Below are 6,024 nucleotides of genomic sequence, written 5' to 3'. Positions count from 1 at the left end.
ATATATAAATATAGGATAAGTAGGATTTGGAATACAGTCTTGCGCGGTCATATTGCTCGTATTACCAGATCGTATTTGTATCTATTCAAAGGCCTGCTTAATGGCCACTCCAGAAAAGGTATGGTAGATGGAAAAGAAATTGAAGGCTGTGATCCCTGTTGCCGGGCTTGGTACCCGAATGCTGCCAGCGACTAAAGCGATCCCAAAGGAAATGCTGCCGGTGGTGGATAAGCCTCTGATCCAATATATCGTTAATGAATGTGTGGCCGCCGGAGTAAAAGAGATAGTGCTGGTCAGCCATTCCTCTAAAAATGCGATAGAAAACCATTTTGATACATCATTTGAGCTGGAAGCTGCACTGGAATCACGTGTTAAGCGGCAGCTATTGCAAGAGATTAAAAATATCTGCCCGCCGGATGTCACTATCATGCAAGTGCGCCAAGGCCATGCCAAGGGCTTGGGGCATGCGGTATTATGTGCCCAGCCGATGGTGGGTGATAACCCATTTATTGTGCTGCTGCCAGACGTTTTACTTGATGATTCAACAGCAGATTTATCTAAAGAAAATCTTGCCAGTATGATTAAGCGCTTTGAAGAGACCGGGCGTAGCCAGATTATGGTGGAGCCGGTGCCTAAAGCTGATGTTTCCAAGTACGGTATTGCTGATTGTGATCATGTGGCTTTGTCTCCGGGTGAAAGTACCCTAATGACGGCAGTGGTAGAGAAGCCCTCACTTGCTGATGCGCCTTCTAATCTTGCCGTGGTTGGGCGTTATGTATTGTCAAAAGACATTTGGCCGCTGCTGAAGAAAACGCCACGCGGGGCGGGTGATGAAATTCAGCTTACTGATGCCATTGCGATGTTAATGGAGCAAGAGGATGTTGAGGCTTTTCATATGACCGGTAAATCGCACGACTGCGGGGACAAATTGGGTTATATGAAAGCCTTTGTCACTTATGGCGTGCGCCATAACACCGAGGGCGAGAGCTTTACCGCCTGGCTGAAACAGCAAATTGACTAACTTCAGCTTAGCGGCTGAGTAGGAATAGATTTTAAATTCGCTTCAAGAAATCAGTAGGTTAATTATGACCAAATTGAAAGCAGTGATCCCAGTTGCCGGTTTAGGTATGCGAATGCTTCCCGCGACTAAAGCCATTCCAAAAGAAATGCTGCCTATTGTCGATAAACCATTGATCCAATATGTGGTCAACGAATGTGTTGCTGCTGGTATTAAAGAAATCATTCTGATAACCCATTCTTCGAAAAATGCGGTAGAAAACCATTTCGATACGTCTTATGAGCTGGAAGCCATGTTGGAAGCGCGTGTGAAACGTCAGCTATTGGATGAGGTACAATCTATCTGTCCACCGGGTGTGACTATCATGCATATCCGTCAAGGGCATCCTGAAGGTTTGGGGCATGCGGTGTTGTGTGCCAAACCGCTAGTAGGTGACTCACCATTTGCGGTGTTGTTGCCAGATGTCTTGATTGATGACGCAAAATCGGATTTAACCCGTGATAATTTGGCTCAGTTGGTTAGACGTTTCGAAGAGACCGGTACGAGCCAAGTGTTGGTTCACTCGGTCGAACCTGAGGCGTTATCGAACTATTCGGTCATTTCTTGTGAAAAAGCGGATCTGGCACCGGGTGAAAGTAGCCGAATTAACGCAATGGTTGAGAAACCGCAAAGTCCGGCTGACCTCAAATCCAATCTGTCGGCAGTAGGGCGTTATGTCTTATCTGCGGATATTTGGCCAATGCTGGAAAAAACCAAGCCTGGTGCTTGGGGCCGTATCCAACTGACCGATGCCATTGATGCTCTGGCTGCGATTAAACCAGTCGAAGGTGTGGCATTAATCGGCCAATCCTATAATTGTGGCGAGAAGCTCGGATATATGCAGGCTTATGTCGCCTACGGCCTGCGTCACCCCAAACAAGGTGCAGAATTTAAAGCCTGGTTGAAAGAGTTCGTGGCATAAGCCAATTTCAGCAGCAATGAAAAGCAATCCATGGGGTTGCTTTTTTTGTCTATAAACCAGCCAGGTCAATTGAGTCAAATCGGTTTGCACTTTACCAAAGCAAACGTGTGCGAACAGCAACTGGCCAGTTGTGCTATCTATCGCACCAATCACTACCCAGCTGACATAATCCTGAGTTAACATGTTTCCCACATCAAAAACCTGTTGGCCTCAAGGCCGGTAACAGGTGTCATCCTTCAGACAGGAGTTTTTTAATGTCCAAACAACAGATTGGCGTTGTTGGTATGGCGGTGATGGGCCGTAACCTGGCGCTCAACATCGAAAGTCGTGGCTATTCCGTTTCTATCTTTAACCGTTCATCAGACAAAACCGACGAAGTGGTTGCCGAGAACCCAGGTAAAAATCTGGTGCCGAGTTATACCGTGGAAGATTTTGTTGATTCATTGGAAAAACCGCGTCGCATCCTGCTGATGGTGAAAGCGGGTGAAGCCACTGATAAGACTATCGCTTCACTGACTCCACATCTGGATAAAGGTGACATTCTGATTGATGGTGGTAATACTTATTACAAAGACACCATCCGCCGTAATCGCGAACTTTCTGCGCAAGGCTTCAACTTTATCGGTACTGGTGTTTCCGGTGGCGAAGAGGGCGCATTGAAAGGCCCATCTATCATGCCAGGTGGCCAGAAAGAAGCCTACGAACTGGTTGCGCCTATCCTTGAGAAGATTGCTGCCCGTGCTGATGACGGTGATGCTTGTGTGGCGTATATCGGTGCCGATGGTGCCGGCCATTACGTCAAAATGGTTCACAACGGCATTGAATACGGTGACATGCAATTGATCGCAGAAGCTTATTCCCTGTTGAAACAGTCTTTAGGTTTAAGCAACGAAGAGCTGGCTAGCACCTTTGCTGAGTGGAACAAGGGAGAGCTGAACAGCTACCTGATTGATATCACCAAAGATATCTTCACCAAAAAAGACGAAGCCGGTAAATATCTGGTCGATGTGATTCTGGATGAAGCGGCGAACAAAGGCACCGGTAAATGGACCAGCCAAAGTTCTCTGGATTTGGGTGAGCCATTAACACTGATCACTGAGTCTGTGTTTGCTCGCTATTTGTCTTCTCTGAAAGATCAGCGCGTAGCTGCCTCTAAAGTACTGACTGGCCCTAAAGTGCAGCCTTTTGTCGGTGATAAAGCTGAATTTATCGAGAAAATCCGTCGTGCGTTGTATCTGGGTAAAATCGTCTCTTATGCTCAGGGCTTCTCTCAACTGAAAGCCGCTTCTGACGAAAATAACTGGGATTTGCATTACGGTGAGATAGCCAAGATTTTCCGTGCGGGTTGTATTATCCGTGCACAATTCCTGCAAAAAATCACTGATGCATATGCAGAAAATGCAGATATTGCTAATTTGCTGTTGGCACCTTACTTCAAGCAGATCGCTGATGAATACCAGCAAGCACTGCGTGATGTAGTGTCTTATGCAGTTCAAAACGGTATCCCAACACCAACATTCTCTGCGGCGATTAATTATTACGATAGCTACCGTTCAGCTGTACTGCCAGCCAACTTGATTCAGGCACAGCGCGACTATTTCGGTGCGCATACCTATAAGCGTACTGATAAAGAAGGTGTGTTCCATACCGAGTGGATGGAGTAATCCTTTTAACGGATTACGCTTTGTCTTAATTTTTTTGGCAAAGAGGATTCGATGACTTAAAACAGGTGGAATGCTCAGAAGAGTAAAGCGTCCGCGCCAGGACGGTGCGGCTCGAGCCTCCTGGGATGGATTAATGGCGTCTTTACGATCTGAGTGTTTCTCCTGTCTTACTGCGGGCAACCAAAACTTCAGTATTTGATATTTGCCTTAATAAAAACGCCCTCGATGCTGAGTCGAGGGCGTTTTTTTGCTGATAAGAAAGCTAACTCGAAAATTACTTCTCGTGGCGTTCGCGCAGACGGCCAATCACTTTACTCAGATTCAAATCTTGGTCTTGCAACAACACCAGTAGGTGATAGATCAAATCCGATGCTTCGTTGGTCAACTCTTCACGGTCATTCACTGTTGCGGCGAGGGCGGTTTCTACCCCTTCTTCCCCCACTTTTTGTGCGATACGCTTAGTGCCGCTGGCATACAGCTTGGCGGTGTAAGAACTGGCTGGATCGGCTGATTTACGTGAGGCTAATAACTGCTCTAACTGGTACAGGAAGCCCCAATCGCTGGCCGCCGGGGCGAAGCAACTGTTATTGCCTAAATGACAGGTTGGGCCAACAGGATTAGCCAGAATGAGCAGGGTATCATTGTCGCAGTCAGGATAGATATTCACTACATTCAGCACGTTACCGGAGCTTTCGCCCTTGGTCCACAAACGTTGTTTGGTGCGAGAGAAAAAGGTAACCTTGCCGGTTTGCTGTGTCACCGTCAGTGCGGCCTGATTCATATACCCCATCATCAGAACTTCACCGGAAATGGCATGCTGAACGATGGCTGGCATCAGATTGTCGACTTTATCCCAATCCAGTTGGGCAATTTGTTGTTCGCTTAACACACTCTTATCTCCACGCCTTGTTCAGACAAATACTTTTTCAATTCGCCGATATTAATGATTTGTTTATGGAACACCGAGGCTGCCAGCGCACCATCGACATCTGTGTCACGGAAAGCCTCAAGGAAGTGTTCTGGGGTACCTGCACCGCCAGAGGCTATCAACGGAACATGGCAGATGGCTCGCATCTGTTTCAACTGACGTAAATCGTAGCCGTTGCGCACGCCATCTTGGTTCATCATATTCAGCACAATCTCACCGGCTCCACGTAACTGGACCTCTTTGATCCAATCCTCGGTCTGCCAGGTGGTGGCTTTGGTCCGTTTTTCATCGCCAGTGAATTGATAAACCTGATAACTGTCACTTTCCGCGTCATACCAAGTATCAATACCGACGACAATGCATTGTACGCCATAGCGGTCGGCCAAACGGGTAATTAAGGTCGGATCTGCCAGCGCCGGTGAGTTGATAGAGATTTTATCGGCACCGAAGGTCAGGATTTGACCGGCATCTTCAACGCTTTTAATCCCACCTGCCACGCAGAAAGGAATATCAATCACTTCTGCGACCCGCGATACCCAGCTTTTATCGACCACACGGCCGTCAGATGACGCAGTAATATCGTAAAACACCAGCTCGTCGGCACCTTCTTGTGCATAACGCTGCGCCAGTGGCACGATGTCGCCGATGATTTCGTGATTACGGAACTGGACGCCTTTGACCACTTGGCCGTCTTTCACATCCAGACAAGGGATTATACGTTTTGCCAGCATGCGATCGCCTCCTTCACGTTAAACTTGCCGTCCAATAGCGCGCGGCCCACAATCACACCTTGCACACCACTGCCACGCAGGCGGGCAATATCATCCAGACAACCGATACCACCGGAAGCCTGGAATGCCACTTGTGGGTAGCGCTGGCACACTTCCTGATACAGTTCTACATTGGAACCACTCAGGGTGCCATCGCGGGAAATGTCAGTACACAACACATGTTTTAGGCCAAACGGCAGGTATTGCTCGACGATTTGTTCCAGCGTAGCATCTGAGTTTTCCTGCCAACCGCTGATAGCCACCTGTTTGCGGCCCGCCTCATTAATTCGGACATCCAGCGCTAATACAATGGCTTCAGCGCCATAGCGCTCAAACCACTGTTGCACCACTTCTGGCTGCTTAACGGTTGTCGAACCCACAACAACCCGTGTTGCACCGGCTTCCAGCAGTGCGACCACATCTTGTTCGTTACGGATACCGCCGCCCACCTGCACCGGGACATCCACACCAGCCAGTAACTCGCGCAGCAAGGGGATCTGACGGGCTGCCGGATCTTTGGCCCCGGTAAGATCGACCAGATGTAACACCTGAGCGCCTTGCTGCTGATAATCCTGTAAGCGAGGCAGTGGGTGATTACCGTAATCACGCTGCTGGCCGTAATCGCCCTGATGCAAACGCACCACCTTGCCTTCGATCAAATCCAACGCAGGAATAATCATGGT

The 6,024-nt window shown here is 48.4% G+C and carries 6 protein-coding genes; 3 read left to right on the top strand and 3 right to left on the bottom strand.

The annotated features are described in order from the left end of the window. The first annotated feature begins 127 nt into the window (after nt 1-127). The 3 genes from galU (V2A85_RS04130) (at nt 128) to gndA (ending at nt 3,643) form a co-directional block, all read left to right on the top strand. Nucleotides 128-1,021, top strand: a complete 894-nt coding sequence (gene galU, locus V2A85_RS04130) for a UTP--glucose-1-phosphate uridylyltransferase GalU (RefSeq protein WP_372568912.1) — start codon at nt 128-130, stop codon at nt 1,019-1,021. A 64-nt stretch (nt 1,022-1,085) separates the two neighbouring features. Beyond that, nucleotides 1,086-1,979, top strand: coding sequence for a UTP--glucose-1-phosphate uridylyltransferase GalU (galU, locus tag V2A85_RS04125; RefSeq protein ID WP_420070925.1), 894 nt, complete (start codon nt 1,086-1,088; stop codon nt 1,977-1,979). A gap of 254 nt (nt 1,980-2,233) precedes the next feature. Next, nucleotides 2,234-3,643 (top strand): NADP-dependent phosphogluconate dehydrogenase, encoded by a 1,410-nt coding sequence (gene gndA, locus V2A85_RS04120; protein ID WP_420070924.1) that lies wholly within the window; start codon nt 2,234-2,236, stop codon nt 3,641-3,643. Between the two features lie 274 nt (nt 3,644-3,917). Here gndA and hisIE read toward each other — a convergent pair whose 3' ends face one another. Genes hisIE through hisA form a run of 3 tightly spaced genes read right to left on the bottom strand, consistent with a single transcriptional unit; the run spans nt 3,918 to nt 6,021 of the window. Further along, the gene (hisIE, locus tag V2A85_RS04115; protein WP_372558472.1) at nt 3,918-4,532 is read right to left on the bottom strand and encodes a bifunctional phosphoribosyl-AMP cyclohydrolase/phosphoribosyl-ATP diphosphatase HisIE; all 615 of its coding nucleotides are present in this window, start codon (nt 4,530-4,532) and stop codon (nt 3,918-3,920) included. Further along, nucleotides 4,526-5,302 carry an imidazole glycerol phosphate synthase subunit HisF gene (hisF, locus tag V2A85_RS04110; RefSeq protein WP_083159333.1) on the bottom strand — a complete coding sequence of 259 codons (777 nt, stop codon included), beginning with the start codon at nt 5,300-5,302 and terminating at the stop codon, nt 4,526-4,528. Before hisF ends, hisIE begins: the two co-directional genes overlap by 7 nt. Next, nucleotides 5,284-6,021 (bottom strand): 1-(5-phosphoribosyl)-5-[(5-phosphoribosylamino)methylideneamino]imidazole-4-carboxamide isomerase, encoded by a 738-nt coding sequence (gene hisA / locus V2A85_RS04105; protein WP_420070928.1) that lies wholly within the window; start codon nt 6,019-6,021, stop codon nt 5,284-5,286. The genes hisF and hisA overlap by 19 nt, the downstream gene beginning before the upstream one ends. Between the last annotated feature and the right edge of the window lie 3 nt (nt 6,022-6,024).

Source organism: Yersinia sp. 1252 StPb PI (genome assembly GCF_048593885.1).
Lineage (GTDB): Bacteria > Pseudomonadota > Gammaproteobacteria > Enterobacterales > Enterobacteriaceae > Yersinia > Yersinia enterocolitica_E.
This window is presented reverse-complemented; position numbering and strand designations above follow the sequence as displayed.

Excerpts from the sequence above, each read along its gene's own strand:
- hisA (WP_420070928.1), bottom strand. The coding sequence starts at position 6,021 with ATGATTATTCCTGCGTTGGATTTGATCGAAGGCAAGGTGGTGCGTTTG.
- gndA (WP_420070924.1), top strand. The coding sequence starts at position 2,234 with ATGTCCAAACAACAGATTGGCGTTGTTGGTATGGCGGTGATGGGCCGT.
- galU (WP_420070925.1), top strand. The coding sequence starts at position 1,086 with ATGACCAAATTGAAAGCAGTGATCCCAGTTGCCGGTTTAGGTATGCGA.
- galU (WP_372568912.1), top strand. The coding sequence starts at position 128 with ATGGAAAAGAAATTGAAGGCTGTGATCCCTGTTGCCGGGCTTGGTACC.
- hisF (WP_083159333.1), bottom strand. The coding sequence starts at position 5,302 with ATGCTGGCAAAACGTATAATCCCTTGTCTGGATGTGAAAGACGGCCAA.